General features: G+C 71.5%; 21 protein-coding genes. 8 read left to right on the top strand and 13 right to left on the bottom strand.

All coding sequences use genetic code 11. The features are described from left to right. Positions 1–86 precede the first annotated feature (86 nt). Positions 87–506, top strand: coding sequence for a nickel-type superoxide dismutase maturation protease (gene sodX, locus AC0666_RS01310; RefSeq protein ID WP_478706897.1), 420 nt, complete (start codon positions 87–89; stop codon positions 504–506). Here the strand turns inward: sodX and AC0666_RS01315 are convergent. Continuing rightward, positions 410–1,039 carry a CGNR zinc finger domain-containing protein gene (locus AC0666_RS01315; protein WP_468963271.1) on the bottom strand — a complete coding sequence of 210 codons (630 nt, stop codon included), beginning with the start codon at positions 1,037–1,039 and terminating at the stop codon, positions 410–412. The genes sodX and AC0666_RS01315 overlap by 97 nt on opposite strands. 81 nt (positions 1,040–1,120) lie before the next feature. Between AC0666_RS01315 and AC0666_RS01320 the strand changes: the two genes are divergently transcribed. After that, the gene (locus AC0666_RS01320; protein ID WP_478706898.1) at positions 1,121–1,876 is read left to right on the top strand and encodes a class I SAM-dependent methyltransferase; all 756 of its coding nucleotides are present in this window, start codon (positions 1,121–1,123) and stop codon (positions 1,874–1,876) included. A gap of 86 nt (positions 1,877–1,962) precedes the next feature. Here AC0666_RS01320 and AC0666_RS01325 read toward each other — a convergent pair whose 3' ends face one another. The 3 genes from AC0666_RS01325 to AC0666_RS01335 are packed head-to-tail and all read right to left on the bottom strand — an operon-like array spanning position 1,963 to position 4,680. After that, positions 1,963–2,730, bottom strand: a complete 768-nt coding sequence (locus AC0666_RS01325; protein WP_361717877.1) for an amino acid ABC transporter ATP-binding protein — start codon at positions 2,728–2,730, stop codon at positions 1,963–1,965. Continuing rightward, the gene (locus tag AC0666_RS01330) at positions 2,727–3,677 is read right to left on the bottom strand and encodes an amino acid ABC transporter permease (RefSeq protein WP_468581467.1); all 951 of its coding nucleotides are present in this window, start codon (positions 3,675–3,677) and stop codon (positions 2,727–2,729) included. Before AC0666_RS01330 ends, AC0666_RS01325 begins: the two co-directional genes overlap by 4 nt. A 40-nt stretch (positions 3,678–3,717) precedes the next feature. Next, a complete protein-coding gene (locus tag AC0666_RS01335) occupies positions 3,718–4,680 on the bottom strand; it encodes an ABC transporter substrate-binding protein (protein WP_468963269.1) in 963 nt (320 codons plus the stop codon). A gap of 524 nt (positions 4,681–5,204) precedes the next feature. On the opposite strand from AC0666_RS01335, the gene AC0666_RS01340 reads away from it, so the two are divergent. Continuing rightward, complete coding sequence (locus tag AC0666_RS01340; protein ID WP_468963268.1) at positions 5,205–6,407, top strand: NAD(P)-dependent malic enzyme; 1,203 nt, start codon at positions 5,205–5,207, stop codon at positions 6,405–6,407. A 574-nt stretch (positions 6,408–6,981) separates the two neighbouring features. Then, a complete protein-coding gene (locus AC0666_RS01345) occupies positions 6,982–7,944 on the top strand; it encodes a zinc-binding dehydrogenase (protein ID WP_361717866.1) in 963 nt (320 codons plus the stop codon). Between the two features lie 65 nt (positions 7,945–8,009). Here the strand turns inward: AC0666_RS01345 and AC0666_RS01350 are convergent, their stop codons facing one another. Both AC0666_RS01350 and AC0666_RS01355 read right to left on the bottom strand, forming a co-directional pair. Further along, positions 8,010–8,963 (bottom strand): PadR family transcriptional regulator, encoded by a 954-nt coding sequence (locus AC0666_RS01350; protein ID WP_478706899.1) that lies wholly within the window; start codon positions 8,961–8,963, stop codon positions 8,010–8,012. 1 nt (position 8,964) lies between these two features. Next, entirely contained in the window at positions 8,965–9,879 is a 915-nt protein-coding gene (locus AC0666_RS01355) for a DUF4097 family beta strand repeat-containing protein (RefSeq protein WP_468963266.1), read from the bottom strand. A gap of 314 nt (positions 9,880–10,193) precedes the next feature. Between AC0666_RS01355 and AC0666_RS01360 the strand changes: the two genes are divergently transcribed. After that, positions 10,194–10,604 (top strand): VOC family protein, encoded by a 411-nt coding sequence (locus AC0666_RS01360; RefSeq protein WP_468963265.1) that lies wholly within the window; start codon positions 10,194–10,196, stop codon positions 10,602–10,604. A 19-nt stretch (positions 10,605–10,623) separates the two neighbouring features. Here AC0666_RS01360 and AC0666_RS01365 read toward each other — a convergent pair whose 3' ends face one another. After that, a complete protein-coding gene (locus AC0666_RS01365; protein ID WP_468963264.1) occupies positions 10,624–11,556 on the bottom strand; it encodes a LysR family transcriptional regulator in 933 nt (310 codons plus the stop codon). A 209-nt stretch (positions 11,557–11,765) separates the two neighbouring features. Here AC0666_RS01365 and snpA point away from each other — a divergent pair, with 209 nt between their 5' ends. After that, complete coding sequence (gene snpA / locus AC0666_RS01370) at positions 11,766–12,440, top strand: snapalysin (protein WP_468963263.1); 675 nt, start codon at positions 11,766–11,768, stop codon at positions 12,438–12,440. Here the strand turns inward: snpA and AC0666_RS01375 are convergent. From AC0666_RS01375 to AC0666_RS01395, 5 genes are all read right to left on the bottom strand, one after another. Then, positions 12,437–12,649 (bottom strand): hypothetical protein, encoded by a 213-nt coding sequence (locus tag AC0666_RS01375; protein WP_468963262.1) that lies wholly within the window; start codon positions 12,647–12,649, stop codon positions 12,437–12,439. The two genes, snpA and AC0666_RS01375, sit on opposite strands and share 4 nt — an antisense overlap. Positions 12,650–12,685: 36 nt before the next feature. Next, positions 12,686–13,270: a dihydrofolate reductase family protein gene (locus tag AC0666_RS01380; protein ID WP_468963261.1), complete on the bottom strand. Its 585-nt coding sequence runs from the start codon at positions 13,268–13,270 to the stop codon at positions 12,686–12,688. Between the two features lie 122 nt (positions 13,271–13,392). Beyond that, positions 13,393–13,986 carry a GNAT family N-acetyltransferase gene (locus AC0666_RS01385; protein ID WP_468963260.1) on the bottom strand — a complete coding sequence of 198 codons (594 nt, stop codon included), beginning with the start codon at positions 13,984–13,986 and terminating at the stop codon, positions 13,393–13,395. 154 nt (positions 13,987–14,140) lie between these two features. Continuing rightward, positions 14,141–15,178, bottom strand: a complete 1,038-nt coding sequence (locus AC0666_RS01390; protein ID WP_468963259.1) for a family 2 encapsulin nanocompartment cargo protein polyprenyl transferase — start codon at positions 15,176–15,178, stop codon at positions 14,141–14,143. Position 15,179: 1 nt separating this feature from the next. Continuing rightward, positions 15,180–16,586 (bottom strand): family 2B encapsulin nanocompartment shell protein, encoded by a 1,407-nt coding sequence (locus AC0666_RS01395; RefSeq protein WP_468963258.1) that lies wholly within the window; start codon positions 16,584–16,586, stop codon positions 15,180–15,182. Between the two features lie 280 nt (positions 16,587–16,866). Here AC0666_RS01395 and AC0666_RS01400 point away from each other — a divergent pair, with 280 nt between their 5' ends. Beyond that, complete coding sequence (locus AC0666_RS01400) at positions 16,867–17,457, top strand: N-acetylmuramoyl-L-alanine amidase (RefSeq protein WP_468963257.1); 591 nt, start codon at positions 16,867–16,869, stop codon at positions 17,455–17,457. A gap of 47 nt (positions 17,458–17,504) precedes the next feature. Beyond that, entirely contained in the window at positions 17,505–18,443 is a 939-nt protein-coding gene (locus AC0666_RS01405) for a 1-aminocyclopropane-1-carboxylate deaminase/D-cysteine desulfhydrase (protein ID WP_468963256.1), read from the top strand. Here the strand turns inward: AC0666_RS01405 and AC0666_RS01410 are convergent. Next, positions 18,422–20,002, bottom strand: coding sequence for a Na+/H+ antiporter (locus AC0666_RS01410; RefSeq protein ID WP_468963255.1), 1,581 nt, complete (start codon positions 20,000–20,002; stop codon positions 18,422–18,424). The genes AC0666_RS01405 and AC0666_RS01410 overlap by 22 nt on opposite strands. Positions 20,003–20,057 lie beyond the last annotated feature (55 nt).

Consider the following 20,057-nt stretch of genomic DNA (forward strand, 5'->3'; position numbering starts at 1 on the left):
CAGGGGCCCGGCGGAACCGGTGAGCGAATGTACGGGAGCGTGCGGCAGCATGCGCACGGAGACGGGTGCTGGTGAGGAGGTCACGCATGGCGGAGAACGGGCGGGCGCGGGTGCGGTTCGAGGTGCTGGAGGTGGCGGGGCCGTCGATGGTGCCGACGCTGTTGCACGAGGACCGGCTGGTGGTCCGGTACGGGGCGCCGGTCCGCCCGGGTGACGTGGTGGTGCTGCGGCACCCCTTCCAGCAGGACCTGCTGGTGGTCAAGCGGGCGGTGGAGCGGCGGCCGGGCGGCTGGTGGGTGCTCGGGGACAACCCGTACAACGAGACCGGCGACAGCACCGACTACGGGACGGTGCCCGAGGAGCTGGTGCTCGCGACGGCCGTGCTGCGCTTCAGGCCGCGCCCGGCCGGTCAGAGCTCGCTGAGGGCGCGGTTGTCCTGGGCCGCCTCGGCGCTTCGCCCGCTGTGGGCGGACGCCTCGGCCTCCAGCCGCTTGCGGGCGCGGTAGGCGGCGACGTTGGCGCGGGTGGCGCAGCGGTCGGAGCAGTAGCGCCGGGAGCGGTTGGTGGAGGTGTCCAGGTAGGCGTTGCGGCAGGGGGCCGCCTGGCACAGGCCGAGCCGGTCGGGGCCGTGCTCGGTGAGGTGGAAGGCCAGCCCGAAGGACGCGATGGCCGCGTATCCGGCGGAGGCGTTCGAGGGGTGGTCGGCGAGGTGGATGTGCCAGTTGGGGCGGCCGTCCTCGCCGACGTGGTCGTGGCCGGAGACCTGTGGGCTGACCGGGAACTCCATGAGGAGAGAGTTCAGCAGGTCGACCGCGAGGACGTGGTCGCCGCCGTCGGCGGCCTCGAAGACGGCGCGCAGGCGGCCGCGGACGTTGCGGAAGCGGGTGACGTCGGCGTCGGTGACCCGGCGGGCGGCCTGGACCCCGGGGCCGAAGAGCGAGCGGACGGCGTCCACGGAGGTGAGGGCGTCCTTGTTGCGGGCCGGCTCCTCGGTGTTGACCAGGCGCACGGCATAGTCCGAGTAATGGGCCAGTTCCACTTGTAGTCCTTACGGCTGCGGATTAGGGTCTCGGTAACGGCTGAGACACTTTCGAGGGTATTACGGGCGGAGGGGTTCGCGATGGCAGAGACCACGACCGACTGGCAGGCCTGGCAGGACAGCTGGGACCGGCAGCAGGAGTGGTACATGCCCGACCGCGAGGAGCGGTTCCGGGTGGTGCTGGACATGGTCGAGGCGCTGGTCGGGCCCACCCCCCGGGTTCTGGATCTGGCGTGCGGTACGGGAAGTATCACGGACCGCGTCCTCAAGCGGTTCCCGAACGCCACCAGCACGGGCGTCGATCTCGACCCGGCGCTGCTGACCATCGCCCGGGGCCACTTCGCGGGAGACGACCGGGCCGCCTTCGTCGCCGCCGACCTGAAGGACCCCGCCTGGGTCTCGGCGCTCCCGCACCCCTCGTACGACGCGGTCCTGACGGCCACCGCCCTGCACTGGCTGCACAGCCCCGAGCTCGCCGTGCTGTACGGGCAGATCGCGCCACTGGTGCGGGAGGGCGGGGTGTTCATGAACGCCGACCACATGCCCGATCCGGCGACCCCGCGGATAAACGCCGCCGACCGCGCCCACCGGCACGCCGCCATGGACCGGGCCCGCGCCGCGGGGGCGCTGGACTGGGCGGACTGGTGGGCGCTGGCCGCCGCCGATCCGGTGCTCGCGGAGCCGACCAGGCGCCGCTACGAGATCTACGGGGAGCACGCGGACGGCGACACCCCCGACGCGGCCTGGCACGTCCGCGCCCTGCGCGAGGCGGGTTTCGCGGAGGCCCGGACGGTGTGGCGCTCCCCCTCCGACGCCCTGGTCCTAGGTCTCAGGTAGGGACTTGTAGGAAAGTAAGAATCGAAACACAGGAAGGGCGGTACGGGATCCCGTACCGCCCCTCCTCATGCCGAGCAAGCGCAGCGTCACAGCACCTTGGACAGGAACGCCTTCGTCCGGTCGTGCTGCGGGTTGCCGAGGACCTCGCGCGGGTGGCCGGATTCGACCACGACGCCGCCGTCCATGAAGACGAGGTTGTCGCCGACCTCGCGGGCGAAGCCCATCTCGTGGGTCACCACGATCATGGTCATGCCCGACTCGGCCAGGTCCCGCATGACGTCGAGGACGTCGCCGACGAGCTCCGGGTCGAGCGCCGAGGTGGGCTCGTCGAAGAGCATCAGCTTGGGCTCCATGGCGAGCGCACGGGCGATGGCCACCCGCTGCTGCTGGCCGCCGGAGAGCTGCGAGGGGTAGTTCCCGCCCTTGTCGCCCAGGCCGACGCGGTCGAGCAGCTTGACGGCGCGCGCCCGCGCCACCGACTTGCTCTCGCCCTTGACCTGGACGGGGGCCTCCATGACGTTCTCGATGGCCGTCATGTGCGGGAACAGGTTGAAGCGCTGGAAGACCATGCCGATCTCACGGCGCTGGGCCGCGACCTCGCTGTCCTTCAGCTCGTAGAGCTTGTCGCCCTTCTGGCGGTAGCCCACCAGCTGGCCGTCGACCGAGAGCCGCCCGGAGTTGATGCGCTCCAGGTGGTTGATGCACCGCAGGAAGGTGGACTTGCCGGAGCCGGACGGGCCGACCAGGCAGAACACCTCCCGGGGGGCGACTTCGAGGTCGATGCCCCGGAGGATGTGGGCGGCGCCGTACGACTTGTGGACGCCTTCTGCCTTGACCATCGGCTGGGCGGTCATCGCGCGACCTCCGTACGGCGGAACATGTTCAGGTTGGCACGCAGGCGCTGGAACGGCGTCGGCGGCAGGTTCCGCGTGGAACCACGGGCGAAGCGGCGCTCCAGGTAGTACTGGCCGACGCTGAACACACTGGTCAGGGCCAGGTACCAGACCGAGGCCACGAACAGCATCTCCATGATGGCACCGGCCGTGTTGCCGATGTTCGAGGAGGCCCGCAGGAGTTCGGTGTACTGCACCGCCGAGACCAGGGACGAGGTCTTCAGCATGTTGATGAACTCGTTGCCGGTCGGCGGGATGATCACGCGCATCGCCTGGGGCAGCACGACGCGGGCCATGGTCTTCGTCTGGGGCATGCCGAGTGCGTGCGCCGCCTCGGTCTGGCCCTCGTCGACGGACTGGATGCCGGCCCGGACGATCTCCGCCATGTACGCGCCCTCGTTCAGGCCGAGGCCCAGCAGGGCCACCATGAACGGGGTCATGACGTCAACGGTCTCGTTCTTGTAGATCGGACCGAGGTTGATGTACTGGAAGATCAGCGACAGGTTGAACCACACCAGCAGCTGGACGTACACCGGGGTGCCGCGGAAGAACCAGATGTAGAGCCAGGCGACGGAGTTCGTCACCGGGTTCTTGGAGAGGCGCATCACCGCGAAGAGGATGCCGAGCACGAGGCCCAGCGCCATGGCGGAGACGCTGATGATCACGGTGTTCCCGAGACCGCTCATGATCGCCGGGTCGAACAGCTTGTCGCCGACCGTCGCCCAGATCACGTTGCCCTGGGAGAAGGCGTAGACGAGCCAGCCGAGCAGCGCGACCACGATCACGCCGCTGATCCAGCGACCGTAGTGCCGGACCGGGATTGCCTTGATGGCCTCGTACGGGGTGCCCGAGGCGCCGGGTCCGGCCGGCGGGGTTGCGGCCGGACCCTTGTCGATCTTGTCAGTCACAATGACTGCCCTTCAGTGGAACTCGTTGGTGCGTGGGGGGTCACTGGCCGGCGTTGACCGTGGCTTCCTTCACGGCACTGTCCGCGACGTTCCACTTCTCCAGGACCTTGGCGTAGGAGCCGTCCTTGATGATGGCGTCGAGGGCCTGCTTGAGGGCGTCGCGGAGCTGGGTGTTCTCCTTGCTCACGCCGATGCCGAAGAGGCCGACGTCGCTCTGCTGGCCGGCGATCTCGAAGTCGTTGCCGCCGCCCGAGGTCTTCACCGTGTAGGCGGCGACCGGGTAGTCGTTCAGGTCGGCGACAGCGCCGCCGGCCTTGACGCGGGTCTGCGCCTCGGCGTCGGTGTCGAAGGCCTGGATGGTGAGCTTCTTGTCACCGCACTTCTCGGCCTGGGCCTTGAAGGTGTCCTCGTAGATCGTGCCGCGCTGGACGGCGACGGTCTTGCCGCAGAGGTCGTCCATGGACTTGATGCCCTCGGGGTTCCCCTTCTTCACGAGGAGGGAGAGGCCGGAGGAGAAGTAGTCGACGAAGTCGACGCCCTTGCCGATCTTCTGGCCCTTGTCGTCAAGGCCTTCCTGGCGCTTCTTGTTGTCGGTGATCGACGACATGATCGCGTCCTGGCGGCCCGAGTAGATCGAGGTGATCAGGCCGTCGAAGGTGCCCGCGGTGAACTGGAACTTCACGCCGAGCTGCTTGCCGAGGGCCTCGGCGATGTCGGGGTCGACACCGACGATCTTGCCGTTCTCGACGAATTCCATCGGGGCGTACGCGGAGTCCGTACCCACCTTGATGACACCGGCGTCCTGGATCTTCTTCGGCAGGGCCGAGAAGAGCGGGGCGGAGGTGTCCTTGGACGCCGCACCGCCCGTCGGAGTGGACGTGGAGCCCTTCTCCGTCTGGTCACCACAGCCGGTGAGGATCAGGGCGCCGGCGACCGCGATCGCGCCGACCGCGGCGATCCGGGACCGGGCGGCGGTCGTACGACGAGTGGTGCTAGCGGTCATGAGCTGGTTCCTCCGGGTGGCTGGGGAAAGCATCCGAGAGCGGTCGGGCACGCACCTTCGAGTGTCGCGACCTCGTGTGATTACGGCATCTTGCCATTCGGACTGACGCATTCAGGCAGTTCGTCAGGTCAAAATCGGATAACGGGTGGGCGGGGGTACCCAACAGCCCTGCGGGCAGCAGGCCCCGACGCCGCAGGAACCCCGGCGACCAGGCGCTTTTGACGGACTATTTGCAGCACGTCTCGCCTGTTGGACAGAGCCGTTTGGACCTTTCGCCGAAAACGGGACAAGGGGCTTACAGTCGAGCAGGAATCGACTCGTCTGGGTGAGCGTTCATCCGGTACAACGGATCCTTACACCCCTCATCCGGGGCTCAGGGCGCGCGTGCGGCGCGCCCGCGCGTACGAACCTCCCCTTCGCGGAGACGGGCCAACCGTCGATGCGGAGTACGGACGCGGTGCCCGCCCACCCCTTAACCAGGAGTGGCCACCCTCAACGATTCAAAGACCTAAGGGGCCAAGAAAGTGGCAGCGGAGATCGTCAATCCTCGCAGCGACAGCGCGACGGACAACAACCCGGACGCGGTGTTCGCGCTGCACAGGGGCGGCAAGATGGCCATTCAGGCCACGGTGCCGGTCCAGAACAAGGATGACCTGTCCCTCGCGTACACGCCCGGCGTGGCGAAGGTCTGCAGCGCCATTGCGGAGCAGCCCGAGCTGGTCAACGAGTACACCTGGAAGTCCAACGTGGTCGCCGTCGTCACCGATGGCACGGCCGTGCTCGGACTCGGTGACATCGGACCCGAGGCCTCCCTCCCCGTGATGGAGGGCAAGGCCATCCTCTTCAAGCAGTTCGGCGGCGTGGACGCGGTCCCGATCGCGCTCGCCACCAAGGACACGGACGAGATCATCGAGACCGTCGTCCGTCTCGCGCCGTCCTTCGGCGGGGTGAACCTGGAGGACATCTCCGCGCCCCGCTGCTTCGAGATCGAGCGCCGGCTGCAGGAGCAGCTGGACATCCCGATCTTCCACGACGACCAGCACGGCACCGCCATCGTGACGCTGGCCGCCCTGGGCAACGCCGCGAAGCTGACCGGGCGCACGCTCGGTGACCTGCGCGCCGTGATCTCGGGTGCCGGTGCGGCGGGCATCGCCATCGCCAAGATCCTCGTGGACGCCGGCATCGGCGACGTCTGCGTCACCGACCGCAAGGGCGTCGTCTCGGCCGACCGCGAGGACCTGACGGACGTCAAGGCCGAGATCGCGGGCCTGACCAACAAGACCGGCCTCACCGGCTCCCTGGAGAGCGCCCTGGCCGGCGCGGACGTCTTCATCGGCGTCTCCGGCGGCACGGTGCCGGAGGAGGCGGTGGCCTCGATGGCGCAGAACGCGTTCGTCTTCGCCATGGCCAACCCGAACCCGGAGGTCCACCCCGACGTCGCGCACAAGTACGCGGCGGTCGTGGCCACGGGCCGGTCGGACTTCCCGAACCAGATCAACAACGTGCTCGCCTTCCCCGGCATCTTCGCGGGCGCCCTCAAGGTCCGCGCCAGCCGGATCACCGAGGGCATGAAGATCGCCGCTGCCGACGCCATCGCCGGTGTCGTGGGTGACGAGCTCGCCGCCGACTACGTGATCCCGTCGCCCTTCGACGAGCGCGTGGCCGAGGCCGTCGCCACCGCGGTCGCCGCGGCGGCGAAGGCCGACGGCGTGGCCCGCCTGGTCTGACCCGCAGCACACGCACCAGAAGGCCCGGCCGGATCACTCCGGCCGGGCCTCTGCTTTTCGTTCGCGCCCCCGTACGGCTCGGCCCTGGCGGGCCTCTCCGGCTCCGGTCCGCTGCGTCGGACTGCGTCCGACGGCGCGGCCGCGCCGCCGACGCACCCTCCTGGCCCCCGAACCGGGAGGGGTCGCCGCGCCGCGGACTTTCCGTGCAGGGCGCGCCGCAAGGCGCCCCGGGTGCACGGAAGAGCGCGCGGTCCACGGTGACAGGCTCATGATCAGCCGGCCGCGCGGCTTGAATATTACCCCTCTCCGAAGCCCGATCCGCGCATTCCGCTTTCCGTCGGTGACAACACAAGACTGCACGTACGGACGGTAGTTGGCGGGGCGACGGACAGTTCCGTTCAGGCTCCCGGAGGGCCATTCAGGACGCCGGAACACCCCTGTCCGGTTCCCGCCTTTCTTGCTCTGCGCGTACGCGCGGTGCAGGGCCCGCGCCGGACCTGTGCGACGAACGCCTCACCGGCAGCACCCCGACGGGCCTGGCCCCCGCCCCTACCGAGCGGTAGCGTCTGGCGGCATGTTCGCTGCCTACGCCGCCCGAATCGACCGTGACCAGCCGCTGAGCGGCCTTGAGCTGGGCGAGCGCCCGGCCCCCGAGGCACGCCCCGGCTGGGTGACCGTGAACGTCAAGGCCGCCTCGCTCAACCACCACGACCTGTGGTCGCTGCGCGGGGTGGGCCTCGGCGAGGACAAACTCCCCATGATCCTCGGCTGCGACGCCGCAGGCATCGACGAGGACGGCAACGAGGTCGTCCTGCACTCCGTGATCGGGCAGAGCGGCCACGGGGTCGGCCCGGACGAGCCGCGCTCCATCCTGACCGAGCGCTACCAGGGGACCTTCGCCGAGCAGGTCACCGTCCCCGCCTGGAACGTCCTGCGCAAGCCCGCCGAGCTGTCCTTCGAGGAGGCCGCCTGCCTGCCGACGGCCTGGCTGACGGCGTACCGGATGCTCTTCACGAACGCGGGCGTACGCCCCGGGGACTCGGTGCTCGTCCAGGGCGCGGGCGGCGGCGTCGCCACCGCCGCGATCGCCCTCGGCAAGGCGGCGGGCCTGCGGGTCTTCGCCACGAGCCGGGACGAGGCCAAGCGCAAGCGGGCCGTCGAGCTGGGCGCCCTGGAGGCGTACGAGCCGGGCGCGCGGCTGCCGCAGCGGGTGGACGCGGTGATCGAGACGGTCGGCGCGGCCACCTGGTCGCACTCCGTCAAGTCCCTGCGGCCGGGCGGCACCCTGGTCATCTCGGGCGCCACCAGCGGGGACCGCCCGGCGCACGCCGAACTGACCCGGATCTTCTTCTTGGAGCTGAAGGTCGTCGGGTCGACGATGGGGTCCAAGGACGAGCTGGAGGACCTGCTGTCCTTCTGCGCCACGACCGGAGTCCGGCCGGTGATCGACGAGGTGCTCCCGCTCGACCGGGCGCGGGAGGGCTTCGAGAAGCTGGCGGCCGGGGACCTCTTCGGCAAGATCGTCCTGAAGCCGTGACCCGCGAGGGCCCGCGGACCCGTGCGGGTACGGGGGCCCTCGTGCGGGGCCGGCCGGGGGCGGGCTCAGCGGGCGGAGCGCAGGGTGTCCGCGAGGTGGGCTGCCGCCGCCGCCAGGTGGCTGCGCGCCTGCGCCAGTTGGGCGGCCGTGATGCCGTGGTCGCGGGCCGCATCGCGCACGTCGTCGCGGAAGCGGTCGAGCAGCCGGTCCAGGTCGCGGGCGGCGTCGCCGCTCGGGGTGAGGTCCTCCGCCCAGCCCGTACCGGCTCCGGCTCCGGCTCCGGCCTCGGCGTCGGCCTTCGCACCGGCGTTCGGGGCGGCCTCCGCTCCGGTCTCCGCTCCGGCGGGCGCGGCCGTGGGGACCGGCGGGGTGGCGCCGGCCAGCCAGCTGCCGGCCAGGTTGCCCAGGACCCCGCCCGACTTGGCGAACTGCTCCTGTAGCTGCCCCGCGATCCGTATGACCTCCTCCCGGGCCCGCTCCTGTGCCTCCTTGGCCTGGCGGCGGGCCTGCTGGGCCTCCTCGCGGGCCCGGCGGCTCTCGTCCTTCGCCCGGCGGGCCTGCTCCTTCCACTCCTGCTTGGCCCGGCGCAGCTCCTCCTTGGCCGCGGCCCAGGAGGCGTCCTCGACCGGGGTGGCGGTCGCGGTGGCGGCGGCCCGGATCTCCCGCCGCAGAGCACCCGCGGCGCCCCGTACGTCGTCGCGGATCTCGGCAGCCAGCTCCGAGACGGAGTCGCGGATCTCCAGTTCCAGGGCGGCCAGTTCCCCGCCCCGGTCGGCCAGTTCGGCGCGGCCGGCGTCGGTGATGGAGTACACCTTGCGGCCGCCTTCGGTGGCGTGCGTGACCAGCCCCTCGGCCTCCAGCTTGGCCAGCCGTGGGTAGACGGTGCCCGCCGAGGGCGCGTACAGGCCCTGGAAGCGCTCCTCCAGCAGGCGGATCACCTCGTACCCGTGGCGCGGGGCCTCGTCCAGCAGCTTGAGCAGGTAGAGGCGCAGGCGTCCGTGGGCGAAGACGGGCGGCATGTCAGAGCACCTTCTTGTCGAGCACGAGGGGCGCGGCCGGGGCGTCGGCGGCGGGGCGGCGCAGCAGGGCGATGGCGCCCGAGACGGTGGTGGCGCGCAGGGTCCCGGTGCCGGAGCCCAGAGTGCCGGTGATCCGCTTGGTGCCCAGCTGGCCGGAGACCCGCAGGTCCTCGAAGGCGTTGGAGAGGCCGCCGGTGGCGGTGTTGGCCTCCACCCGTGCGTCCGCCGGGTGCGGAAGCCGGATGGCGACCTGCCCGGACACGGAGTTGAGGGTCATGTCCACGGGGCGGGGGGCCGCCGGATCGGCTTCGAGGTCGATGAGCATGTCCCCGCTGACCGAGTCGGCCCGTACGCTCACGCCCGAGCCGTCGACCACCGTCAGGCCGCCGGAGACCGAGTGGAACGTGAGCTCGCCGGTGACGGACTGGGCTTCGACGCTGCCGGAGACGGTGTGCGCCTTGACGCTGCCGGACAACCCGACCAGCGTGGCATCCCCGGAGACCCCGTTGAGCTCGGTGCCGCCCGCGATGCCGGAGACCACGGCGGCGGCACTGACGGCGGCGAGCTGCACGCGGGTGGCGGCGGGGACGGTGAGCGTGACGGTGACGCTGCGCTCCCACGCCTTGCGGCCGGAGCCCGAACCGGTCCAGGCCTTCCACGGCTTGCCCTCGAACCACTTCTTGAAGCCCTGTGACCCGTTCCAGGGCAGGTCCTCGTAGGAGACGGTGAGGGCACCGGCTTCCTGCACCACGTAGAGGGGCGGCCCGTCGACCTCGGCCACCTCCAGCCGGGCCGGGCCCTCGTCGGCGACGACGTTGACCGTGCCGGCGACGACACGGACGCGGACCTCGGTCACCGGCTCGTCGAAGGTGAGCTTCTGCGGTGCGGCGACGGACCACGTCTTCTGCTCTGCCATGGGGCCCTCCTGGGCGTACGGACTCGCGCAACATATCGCGTCTCTCGAAGAACACGATATATCGCGGTTGGCTGAAGTCAAGAGCGGCGGCGGCCGCGCAGGGGCTCGGAACTGCGTTGCGAGCCGCCGTGATGATCACTACAGTCGGGCGGGTGACTGCCGGGTCGGCCTTGAGCCATGCACGAGTGGGATTCCCGGCCTCGGCGTGAGCACGGGGCGGGCCAGAGCCCCGCCACCCCTCCGCGTCCTCTTGCCCCGGCGCCCTTGCGCGGCGCCGTCCCAGCGCATCCGAGACACGGAGACACACACCACTCATGCACGACGCACAGCCGCACCCGCAGCCGCCCGTCCGCCTGGACCACACCGCCGTCTACGCCAGTGACCGGCGGCTGTCGGCCGAGTTCCTGGCCGTGGTCATGGGGTTGGAGGTGGGCGCGCCGTTCGGGCCGTTCCTGCCCGTCGACCTCGGCAACGGGGTGACCCTCGACTACTACGAGAAGCGCGACGAGCCCATCCAGTCACAGCATTACGCCTTCCTCGTCGCCGAGGAGCGGTTCGACGGGGTGATCGCCCGCCTGGAAGCGGTCGGGGTCACCTACTACGCCGACCCCGCCCACACCGAGCCCGGCCGCATCAACAGGCTGTTCGGCGGCCGCGGCGCCTACTTCACCGACCCGGACGGCCACAACCTGGAGGTCATGACCCGGCCCTACGCCCGCCCCTAGCCTTCCGCCCCGGGCGCGGCTACGCCGCCAGCAGCGGACTCGCATGGTGGTGCAGCCACGCCCGGTACGGCGGCGTGCGCAGGGCGGCCTCGCGGTAGGCCGCCCGCAGGTCCTCGTACACCTCGGCATGCGCGCCGGGCCGCGTCGCGAGCAGCAGCCGGACCGCCAGCGGGTCGCCCGAGAGCGGCCGGATCGCCATGCCGTCCCGCGGCCCCGAGGTCGGCTGGCAGGGGGCGACCGCCTCACCGGAGAGGATCAGGGAGGCCGCGGTGTGGTAATCGGCGTGCAGCACCGGCGGATCCAGCCCGGCCCGGGCGAACACCCGCCGCAGCCCGTCCCATTCCCCGTCCACGGACGGGTCCACGGTCCACCGGTCGGCCGCGAGGTCCCCCAACTCCACGACGGGCCGCCGCGCCGCCGGATGGTCCAGGGCCATCGACACGAACTGCGGCTCCCGCTCCATCAGGACCCGCAGCTCCAGCCCCGCCGGCACCCGCAGCGGGCTGCCCTCGACCTCGTGCACGAACGCCACGTCGAGCTGTCCCGAAGCCACCATCCTCAGCAGGGCGTTCGGGGAGACGTCCACCACCAGTGAGGTCTCCGTGTCCGGATGCCGCCGGTGCAGTCTGCGCAGCCATCCGGGCAGCGCTCGGCTGGCCGTCGAGCCGATGCGCAGGCGCGGCCCGCGGGCCAGTGCCCTGGCCTCGGCGACGAGGGCGGTCATCTCGTCGAGCAGCGGCCGGGCCCGGCCGAGGACGGTGCGGCCGAACGGGGTGGGGCGGCAGCCGGTGCGCTCGCGCAGGAACAGCTCGCCGTCCAGGGCGCGTTCGATCCGCTGGAGCTGGGTCGTCAGGGAGGGCTGGCTCACGCCGAGCTGCCGCGCCGCCTTGTGCAGGCTGCCGGCGTCGGCGATGGCGCACAGGGCGCGCAAGTGCCTGACCTCAAGCTCCATGCCCAGAGGGTAGGGCGGCCCCCGCCGACCGCACCAGCCACTGACACCCCATCGAATCACGCCAATCTCAAGGAAGTTGGCGCCTGAAATCCTCCCGATAGTCCGGCGCTATCGGTGGCTGACATCATCCGCCGACCGCTCCCGCTCCCTCAGACTCCGGTACCGGAACGACCCACCCCCCACACACCGGATGAGTAGGAGCCCCCCACATGCGCCCCTCCGGCATGCCCCGCACCTCCCGCAAGGCCATGCTCGCCACCGCCATCGGCCTCGGGCTCGCCGCCGCCCTCGGCGGTGTCGTGCCCGCCGCGAGCGCCGCCGCCCCCACCGGCAGCCCCGCGACGTACGCCGCCTACGAGCGCTCCCAGGAGAACCAGGACGCGAACCGCGCCTTCTTCGAGGCCGTGCAGCGCTCGGTCGCCGAGCAGCGCGCCGCGAACCCGGGGCTCCTGGCCGTGACCGTCACGTACAACACCCGCAACGCACCCAGCTTCCGCAGCCAGATATCGCGCTCCACGCAGATATGGAACAGCTCGGTGTCCAACGTGAAGCTGCAGGAGGTCTCCTCCGGCGGGAACTTCGCGTACTACGAGGGCAGTGACTCCCGCGGTTCGTACGCGAGCACCGACGGGCACGGCCGCGGCTACATCTTCCTCGACTACCAGCAGAACCAGCAGTACAACTCCACCCGGGTGACCGCGCACGAGACCGGCCACGTGCTCGGCCTGCCCGACCACTACTCGGGCCCGTGCTCCGAGCTGATGTCGGGCGGCGGTCCGGGCACCTCCTGCCAGAACGCCTACCCGAACAGCACCGAGCGGGCGCGCGTGAACCAGCTGTGGGCGAACGGCCTCGCCGCCTCCGGCCTGGGCACGAAGAGCTAGCCGGCCACCAGGGGAACGTACCGCGGGCAGTCCGGGTTCCGGCAGGGACCCGGAGCCCACTCCGGGACGAAGATCCCGAGCGATTTGCGCCGCCGGACGACGGTCTCGACGGGGCGCCCGCAGGCCGGGCACGTGTGTTCCGCGTGCCCGGCCTGCGGGGCGACCGCCTCGTGCTCGTGCTCGTGCTCGTGCTGCTGCTCACCGGCCATACCTCCACGGTAGGCCGGTTTTCCGTCTCCGGCGGGTCAGCGCTTGACGGTGTACGAGGTGATGACCTGGCCTCCGCCGAGGGCGGCGCAGCCGGTCAGTTCCAGCGGGCGCACGCCGAAGCCGGCCCGGGACATCGGCATGCCGGTGCCGACCACGACGGGGTACGTCTTGACGATGTACTCGTCGATCTCGTCGACCAGCTGGGCCGCGAGGTCCGCGCCGCCGCACAGCCAGATGTCGAGCCCGTCCTGTGCCTTGAGCTCGCGGACCCGGGCCGCGACGTCCCCGCTGATCAGCTGCACCTCGGGGTCGGGGGCCTCCGTGAGGGAGCGCGAGACGACGTACTGCTCGCGCATGTGCCCGTACGGGCTGGCCATGCCCGCCTTGAGGCCCGGCTCGTATGTACCCCGCCCCATGAGCACCGTGTCGAACCGCTTCGGCGCGGCGCCCTCGATCCCGAGCTGCTTGCGGCCCTGGCCGGAAACCGTCTCGGGATATTCGGCCTTCAGGTGGTCGATGAACTCGGGGTCGAGGAACGCGTAGAGGAAGTCCGCGTCGCCGTTCGGGGCTCCGATGAACCCGTCGACCGTCGCGGCGATGAAGTACGTGAGCTTGCGCAAGCGATTCTCTTCCGTTCGACGGCGCCCCGACTCCCGGGGCACGTCGCATAAAGTACTTCACTTGTAGTGGTCCGGCAACGGTGGACGAGGGCAACCCGGCCGTCCGGCGACGAGCGCTCCCCCTACACCCGCGGCTTGCGCCACATCGGCCACATCTGCGGGCCGTCCGGCAGCTGTACCGCCGTCCCCGTGAACTCCCAGCCGAGCCGCTCGTACAGGCCCCGGCTCCGCTCGCTGCTCGCCTCCAGGTACGCCGGCACGCCGTCCCGGTCGCAGCGCTCCAGCACCGGCCTGATCAGCTCGGTCCCCAGCCCCTGGCCCTGCCGGTCCGGGGCCACCGCGATCATCAGCAGGTACTCGTGCTCCTCGGCCGTCGGGTGCACGGCGCCCGTCAGCCGTCCGACCAGCTCGCACCGCTCGTTGCCGGGGTCGGCCACCGCCCGCATCCGGGCCGGGACCTCGTCCTCGCCCTCCGGCTCGCCCGCCGGGATCCGCAGCCAGAGGGCGGCCGCCGAGCCGTCGGCCGCGTAGTCGATCCGGCCCTCCTCCAGCGCCACGTCCACGAACACGCCGAGGAACGCGCCGTGCACGGCGGCCCGGTGCTCCGGGTCGGGGAAGACCCAGCTGCTCACGGGGTCGGTGCGGAAGGCCTCGTCGAGCAGCCGCGCCACCGCGTCGCGGTCCGACTGCTGCGCCTGACGTATCTCCAGTCCCACTGGCCACACCTTTCGCTCACGTGTCAACGACCGCGAGTGATCCTAGAGTTGGCCCGCACCGGCGGAAAGCCCTGTTCCGGCACCATGCGGTGCCGGAACAGGGCTTGCGTCCCGCGCTTCCCCTCCTACTGCTGCCGCGCTCCCTCCCCCGGCCTCACCTGGTGCGCCGCGTGACGTACTCCGCCAGCGCGAGCAGCCCGCCCGCCGCCGCGAGGTCCGGCACGGCCCGCGACAGCTGCTGCACCGCCCGGCCCATCCGGTCCGCGGCATGGGCCTGCGCCCAGTCGCGGCCACCCGCCCGGTCCACCGCATCGGCAGCCTTGCGCACGTCGCCCCCGGTCATGGGACCCGCGTACAGGGCGGCCAGTTCCTCGCCCGCCGTGGTGCCGGAGGTGAGGGCGGCCACCACCGGCAGGGACTTCTTCCGGGCGAGCAGATCGGCCCCGGCGGGCTTGCCGGTGTGCCCGGGATCCCCCCAGATGCCGATCAGGTCGTCGATCAGCTGGAAGGCCAGACCCGCCTCACGCCCGAAGGCGTCCATCGCGTCGACCTCGTCCGGCCCGGCGCCCGCGTACAGGGCGCCGAGTGCGCACGCGCAGCCCAGCAGGGCGCCGGTCTTGGCCATCGCCATGCTCAGGCACTCGTCGAGCGAGACGTACGGCCGCTGCTCGAAGGCGCAGTCCGCCTGCTGTCCCGCGCACAGTTCGATGATGCAGGTGGCGAGCCGCGAGGAGGCCGCCGCCGAGGCGGGATGCGGGTCCTGCGCCAGCAGCCGCAGTGCGAGCGCCATCATGGCGTCGCCGGTGATGACCGCGTCCGGTGTCCCGAAGACGGTCCAGGCCGTGGCGCGGCCCCGGCGCCGCACGTCCTGGTCGACCACGTCATCGTGCAGCAGCGTGAAGTTGTGCGCCAGTTCCACGGCCACCGCCGCCCGCACCGCGCCCTCGGCCGCAGCCGTGTGCGGGCCGTGCAGGGCCTGGGCGGCGGCGAGCACCAGGGCGGGCCGGATGGCCTTGCCCGCGTGGCCGGCCGCCGGGGTGCCGTCCTCCTGCTCGAAGCCGAAGTGGTACATCGCCACGCGCCGCATCGCACCGGGCAGCCCCTCGATCGTCCGGCGCAGTTCCGGGTTGACCGTTTCTCTTGCCCGCTCCAGCAGGACCGCGGCTTCCTGCCCCTCACCGGTGGTGATCATTTCAGCGCCAGCGGGCGATCTCGACGTTCTCCAGGACGCCGAGGGCGTCCGGCACCAGCACTGCGGCGGAGAAGTAGGCGGTGACCAGGTACGAGATGATCGCCTGCTCGCTGATGCCCATGAAGCGCACCGACATGCTCGGCTCGATCTCGTCGGGGATGCCCGGCTGGTGGAGACCGATGACGCCCGACTCCTCCTCGCCGGTACGCATGCAGAGGATGGACGTCGTACGCGCGTCACTGATCGGGATCTTGTCGCACGGGAAGATCGGCACGCCCCGCCAGGACGTCACCCGGTGTCCGCCGACGTCGACCGCCTCCGGATACAGCCCGCGCTTGTTGCACTCGCGGCCGAAGGCGGCGATGGCCTTGGGGTGGGCGAGGAAGAGCTTGGAACCGCGCCGCATGCTGAGCAGCTGATCCATGTCGTCGGGGCTGGGCACGCCGTCGTGGGGCTGGATGCGCTGGTCGTAGTCGGCGTTGTGGAGCAGGCCGAACTCGCGGTTGTTGACCATCTCGTGCTCTTGGCGCTCGCGCAGCGCCTCGACCGTGAGCCGCAGCTGCTGCTCGGTCTGGTTCATCGGATGGTTGTACAGGTCGGCGACGCGGGTGTGCACGCGCAGGACCGTTTGTGCAAGGGAGAGTTCGTACTCGCGCGGGCTGGCCTCGTAGTCGACGAAGGTGCCGGGGAGGACGGCCTCGCCCTGGTGGCCGGCGGAGAGGTCGATCGCGGCCTCGCCATACGCGTTGGTGCGCTGGGCAGGCAGCGAGCGCGCGCCCTCCACGTGCGCGCGCAGCGAGTCGACGCGGTCGGCGAGCAGCCGGAAGTCCTGGCGGGTCAGGACGAGCGCGGTGCCGGAGGTGACGGAGCGGGCGGTGTACTCCCAGATCGCCTCCTCGTCGACGAGGGAGTCCTCGCCGAAATAGGCGCCGTCGGCGACCGTCCGCAGGACGGCGTCCTCGCCGTACGGGCCGGGCCCGATCTGCTCGATCCGGCCGTGGGCGAGCAGGAACACGCGGTCGGAGGAGCTGCCGAAGGAGGTCAGCTCCTGGCCGGCCTCGAAGTCGACCTGCCGGCAGCGCCGGGCGAGCTCGGTGAGCACGTCCAGGTCCTCGTACGTGCGCAGCAGGGGGAGCTCGCCGAGCTCGGCCGGGATGACCTGGACTTGCGTCCCCGTCTTGATGAACTCCACGCGTCCGTCACCGACCGTGTAGCTCAGGCGCCGGTTCACCCGGTACGTACCGCCCTGGACGGACACCCACGGGAGCGCCTTCAGAAGCCACCGCGAGGTGATCTCCTGCATCTGCGGCGCGGACTTGGTCGTGGTCGCCAAGTTCCGCGCGGCCGAGGTGCCAAGACTCCGCTGGGGGGCCTGGGCCTCGGTTTCGGAACCCGCCTGGACCGACATGTGTTTCCCCTTCGATCACTCCATGGATCTGCGGGAGCAGCTTTTCAGCACGGAGCGTGGTGGGACCATTACACAAAAGTGTGGGACTACTCCGTCCGCGGCGTGGGCACCCTTCCCGCCCGTGCGAACCCCCCGCTGCTGCGGCAGGACGCTGCCCGGTTGTCCGGATTCGCTCGCTCACCGTACGAAGGCACTAGCCCGGAGGGGTGGCCTCCACTACACCGGTCTGTAACGAGGTGGACACGTGACGTGACCGCCGTGCACCGGAGAGGAGGCGGCCGTGTCCGCACCCATGTCCGCGAGCCGGTTCATCAACGCCCTGCGCAACGAGGGTCTGACCGTCGTCGAGGTCGGCGCCTGGCGCACCCACAACCGCAACCACAAAGGCCCCTGGGGCCCGGTGCACGGGGTGATGGTCCACCACACGGTCACCCACGGCACGGCCTACACCGTGCAGCTCTGCCGCGACGGCGACGAGGCCCTGCCCGGCCCGCTCTGCCACGGCGTGATCACCAAGGACGGCCGGGTCCACCTGGTCGGCTACGGCCGCGCCAACCACGCGGGCGCGGGCGACTCCGACGTCCTGGCGGCGGTGATCGCGGAAAAGCGGCTCCCCCCGGACCACCACGCGAACACCGACGGCAACCGCCACTTCTACGGCTTCGAATGCGAAAACCTGGGCGACGGCAAGGACCCCTGGCCGGAGGTCCAGCTCGACGCCATGGCCCGCGCGGCGGCGGCTCTCTGCCGGGTCCACGCCTGGACGGAACGCTCGGTGATCGGCCACCTCGAATGGCAGCCGGGCAAGATCGACCCGAAGGGCTTCACGATGGACTCCTTCCGCGCCCGCGTGGCGAACCGCCTCAAATGACCAGGAGTCGCGCCGCCCGCCCGCCCCCCTCCCGCGACAATGGACGGGTGAACCGCCCCGCGTACCTTGACGTGCTCCTGCAGCCCCGGCCGCCCTCCGCCCTGGAGGAGCTCCGCGACGAGCGGTTCGAGCGGCACGGGGTGCGCTTGGTGCTGAAGCGGGACGACCTCGTCCACCCGGAGCTGCCCGGCAACAAGTGGCGCAAGCTCGCGCCCAATCTGCGGGCCGCCGTCGCCGGGGGGTTTCCGGCGCTGGTGACCTTCGGCGGGGCGTACTCCAACCATCTGCGGGCCACCGCCGCGGCCGGGCGGCTGCTGGGGCTGGCCACCGTCGGCATCGTCCGCGGCGACGAGCTGGCAGGCCGGCCGCTCAACGACTCCCTCGGCCGGTGCGCGGCGGACGGGATGCGGCTGCACTTCGTCTCCCGTGCGGAGTACCGGCGCAAGTCCGACCCCGAGGTGCTGGCCCGGCTGCTGTCCGCGGCCGGCGCCGACGCCGCGTACCGGGTCCCGGAAGGCGGCAGCAACGCCCTCGCCCTGCACGGCTGTGCGGAGTTGGGGCGCGAGCTGCACGGCGCGGGCGAGGTGGTGGCGGTGGCCTGCGGTACGGGCGGCACCCTGGCAGGCCTGGCGGCCGGCCTCGCCCCCGGCCAGCGGGCCCTCGGCGTGCCGGTGCTGGCGGGGGGCTTCCTCGCGGAGGAGATACGTTCCCTCCAGCGGGCGGCCTTCGGCGGCCCGGCCGGGAAATGGAGCCTGGCGGAGGGCTTCCACCACGGCGGCTACGCCCGTGTCCCCGCCGAGCTGGAGGCCTTCGCCGCCGATTTCGAGGCGCGGCACGGCATCCCGGTCGAGCGGATCTACGTGGCCAAACTGCTCTGGGCCCTGGCCGCCCTCACCGCGTCCGGCGCCTTCCCCCGCGGCACCACCCTGACGGCCGTCGTCACCGGCCGCCCCCAGGCCTGGGATCAGGCCCCTTCCTCGCGGTAGGCCGCCGCCTCCTCCAGGTCCAGGCGGCGGAGCAGGCCCCGCAGCATCTCGTCGTCGATCCGGCGCCGGTCGCGCAGGGACACGAACACCTCCCGCTCCGCCGCGATCATCTCCCGGGCGAGGCGCCGGTAGACGTCGTCGGCGGATTCGCCGGTGACCGGGTTGGTCTCGCCCAGCCGTTCCCACACCGCGTTGCGCCGCCGCTCCATCACCGTGCGGAGCCGCTCCGCCAGCGGCGGCGGCAGTGCGTTCTCCGGCTCGGCCAGCATCTCCGCGAGCCGCTCCTCCGCCGCCCGCGAGGCCTCGTTCTGCGCCTGGGCCTCCGCCAGGGTCTGCTGCTGCTGGTCCCGCTGGGGCAGCCGCAGCAGCCGGATCAGGGGCGGTAGCGTCAGCCCCTGCACCACGAGCGTGCCGATCACCGCCGTGAAGGTGAGGAAGAGGATCAGGTTCCGGTGCGGGACGCTCATCGGCACCGAGAAGGCGATCGCCAGCGAGACCACCCCGCGCATCCCGGCCCAGCCCACCACCACCGGCGCCTTCCAGGTGGTGTCCGGCTCCCGCTCCCGGATCCGCTGCGACACCCACCGCGGTACGAAGGTGGCCGGGAACACCCAGAGGAACCGCGCAACCACGACCGCCAGGAACACCGCGAGCGCGTACCAGGCCGCGTGCAGGCCCTCGTACTCCTCCAGCCCCCGCAGCACCACCGGCAGCTGCAGCCCGATCAGCGCGAAGACCACCGACTCCAGGATGAAGGCGACCATCTTCCACACCGCCTCCTCCTGGAGCCGGGTGGCGAAGTCGACCTGCCAGTTGCGGTGCCCGAGGTAGAGCGCCACCACGACCACCGCGAGCACGCCCGAGGCGTGCACCCGCTCGGCCGCCGCGTACGCCACGAAGGGGATCAGCAGCGACAGGGTGTTCTGCAGCAGCGGCTCCCGCAGCCGCTTGCGCAGGTGGTGGATCGGCACCATCAGCACCAGGCCCACCCCGATCCCGCCCACCGAGGCGAGCAGGAACTCCGCGATCCCGCCCGCCCAGCCCACGCCGGTGCCCACGGCCGCGGCCAGCGCCACCTTGTACGCGGTGATGGCGGTGGCGTCGTTGACCAGGGACTCGCCCTGCAGGATGGTCGTGATCCGGTTCGGCAGCCCGAGCCTGCGCGCGATCGCGGTCGCGGCCACCGCGTCGGGCGGCGCGATCACCGCGCCCAGCACCAGCGCCACGGGCAGCGACAGTCCGGGCACCACCAGGTACGCCGCACAGCCCACGGCGAGCGTCGCGAAGAGCACGTAGCCCACCGACAGCAGCGCGACCGGCCGTACGTTGGCCCGCAGGTCCAGGTACGAGCTGTCGACGGCGGCCGTGTGGAGCAGTGGCGGCAGCAGCAGCGGCAGCACGATGTGCGGATCGAGGCCGTACGCGGGCAGTCCCGGGATGTACGAGGCGATCAGCCCGACCGCGACCAGCAGCAGCGGCGCCGGCACCGGCGTACGGCGAGCGACCCCTGCGACGACCGCGCTGCCCGCCACCAGCGCCACCAGCGGCAATACCTCCATCGAAGATCCATTCTCCTCGGAATTGGTCGTCCTCGGGCGCCCGCACCTCAGTACG

The sequence above is a fragment of the Streptomyces sp. NPDC043680 genome, from assembly GCF_056436685.1.